Origin of the sequence: Microbacterium sp. UBA3394, assembly GCF_002358725.1 — a bacterium.
GTDB lineage: Bacteria > Actinomycetota > Actinomycetes > Actinomycetales > Microbacteriaceae > Microbacterium > Microbacterium luteum.
Genome location: NZ_DEPK01000034.1, coordinates 1 through 2,700 on the forward strand (window position 1 = coordinate 1; position 2,700 = coordinate 2,700).

The 2,700-nt window shown below is 67.4% G+C and carries 2 protein-coding genes; both read right to left on the reverse strand.

Annotated features, from left to right (window positions below; all coding sequences use genetic code 11):
* The coding region (locus B4E30_RS01990; protein ID WP_414683178.1) for a fibronectin type III domain-containing protein at positions 1–1,709 on the reverse strand (1,709 nt) is incomplete at its 3' end.
* A 173-nt stretch (positions 1,710–1,882) separates the two neighbouring features.
* On the reverse strand, positions 1,883–2,700 hold an 818-nt coding region (locus B4E30_RS01995), incomplete at its 5' end, for an HNH endonuclease signature motif containing protein (protein ID WP_286793268.1).

Below are 2,700 nucleotides of genomic sequence, written 5' to 3' on the forward strand. Positions count from 1 at the left end.
CCGTCGGCCGTCTTCACGGCGACTTCCGCTCGTCCGTCGCTGTCGTAGTCGAAGACCTCGAGCTGCGTGTAGTGCGCGCCAGCGCGGATGTTGCGCCCGAGGTCGATGCGCCACAGGCTCGTGCCGTCGAACTCGACCGCCTCGATATAGACGTTGCCGGTGTATCCCGGTCGCGAGTTGTCCTGCGCGTTCGACGGGTTCCACAGGAAGATCAGCTCGTACTCGCCGTCTCCGTCGACGTCGCCCACGGTGCCGTCGCCCGGCGCGTACGTGGCAGTGCTGCCGTCGGGCATGGTCTGGTCGGCCGGCTTGTCGAGCGGGACGTCGAGGTAGTCCGATGCCCAGACGCCGAACTTGTCGGTGACCGAGACCTCGCGGTCGTCGACCTGGGTCGTGACGAGGTAGGTCGAGTCGGCCGTGCCCTCGACATCGACGAAGTTCGTCGTGTTGGTGAGGGGCGCATCCGTGATCTTCGCGCCGTCGCGGTAGACGTCGAAGCCCATCGCGCGATCGTCGAGGCCGAGCAGGCGCCAGCCGAGGTAGACGCCGTCGTCGGTGGACACGGCGACGGGGGAGCGGTCGAGGTACTCGACGTCGCGCACGAGTGTCGTGGCGATCTCGGTCGAGAGCACCTCCGACTCCTCCGAGGCGCCACCGGCGTTCAGTGCGACGACCTTGTAGAGGTATGGCCGGGTGGTCAGCACGTCGTCGTCGGTGTAGGTGGCCTCCGAGACCTGACCGATCTCTTCGAAGGGGATGTCGTCGCGCGTCGAGCGGAACACCTTGTAAAGCGCGACGTCGTCGGCGGCATCCCACGTGAGCGTGACATGGTTGCGGTCGATGGATTCGGTCGTCAGCCCGGTTGGTGCGGCGGGCGGTGCGACGGACTCGTCGATCACCGACACGGCGAGGCGCTCGCCGGGGCGCGAGATGCGCTCGCCCTTGACCGTGGCGACGGCGTAGTCGTAGGTCTCACCGAGCTCGACGTCGGAGTCGACGAATGTCGGCGATTCCGCGGGCTCGGCCGGGGCGCTGACCGTGCCGATCTCGTTCAGGTCGCCGCCGGGTGCCGAGCGATAGAGGGTGTAGCCGGTGGCGCCCTCGACGGGCTGCCAACCGAGGGCGACATTCAACTCGTCGGCGTCGACCGACGAGGCGAGGGTCGAGGGAGCGGCGAGCGGAGTCTGCACGGTGATGCCGTTGATGCGCGCATCGCCGGAGGCGGAGATGTTCAGCTGTCCGTCGGAGACCTCGACCGCGGGGAAGAACTCCTCGTGCACGTCACCGCTCGAGGTGCGCGGACCCGAGAATGCCGTGCCCTCGATATCGAAGCTGGTGCGGTTGCCGGCGATGAGGTCGCCCGCCCACGTCGTGACTTCGTAGGTGCCGTTGGGAACGTCGACGGCGAAGGCCGAACCGTCTCCGATGGTGAAGTCGCGCGCGACCAGGTCGTCGCCGCCGCGGTCGCGGAACGCTCCCGGAGCCGCGGTGAAGCCGTAACCCGCGTCAGGGTCGTATGCCGAGCCCGGGTGGATCGCGATCCACCCCTCCGGAGTGGGGGAGGATGACCCGCCGAAGTCGAAGCGCAGGTCGATCTCGTCGGCGGCGGATGCGGGGGAAGCCGCGAGGGCGCCGGAGGCGACGATCGCGCCTCCGACGACGGCGGCGATGGTTGTTCTCAGTCGTCTGGGGCGACGTTGATCGGGCACTGAATCTCCTTCGAAACGGTGACTTCCGGAGGAGCGTCGGTGCTCCTCCCCACGCCGCAAATACGGGAAAGCGTTTGCTGACGCGGTTGGTCCATTGTCACGCCACGCGAAGCCAAGGTCAAGGAAAGCGTTATCTTTCCCGAATTTTCCCGAAGGGGGACCGCTTCGGCGGGTCAGAACGGCGCCGGATCGAACTCGGCGTCGGTGACGAACTGCACGCTGGACACCGGGTGGTCGGGGTAGACGCGTCCGGTGGGGCTCGTCCATTCCAGAACGCCGCCCGGCTTCTGCACGACCGTCCATGGCGTCTGATGTTTCAGGGTGTGATGCGACAGCCTCAGATGACTGAGATTCGACATGGTGGTCATGCCTCCGAATTGCCAGTCCAGCGTATGGTCGAGGTCGCAGACCGCGGCAGGCAGTCGACACCCGGGGAATCGACAGTGCTGATCTCGAACGTCGAGGGTGCGGCGCATCTGACTGGACGCTTGGTAGCGGTCGACCCCGAGCACTTCGCCGGAGATGGGATGTGTGAGAATCCGGTCCCATCCGGGAGCGTTTCGTGCGAGTTCCCTGGCCGTATCCGGGTCGATCGGACCGTGTCCGGCGAGCGTGACGGCTTCGAACGGGTCGTCGGCCGGAGAGTCGAGGAGCGTGAGCACCGGGATGGTCACCTGCACGTGCGCCTGGATCGCGCCGAGTCCGGTCGCTGTCGTTCCGGTGTGCGCGTCGGGAGCCGCTGTGAGGAGCATGTCGGCGAGGAGGTCGACCCGGATGGCGTCGAGCGCACGGCGCGCGGCGAGGAGCTCGTCGAGATGAGCCTTCGCCCGGTCGACATCGCTCTGTCCGTTCCGCTCGGCTTTCGCTCCTGATCCAGCGGGCTCGGCCCCATCCTGCGATTCCGCGCGCTCGGCCTTCACTGCGGCCTGCACGGCGTCACGGGCATTGCGGATGGCCTCGGCATCGGCCTCGGCGACATCGCGAGCCATGC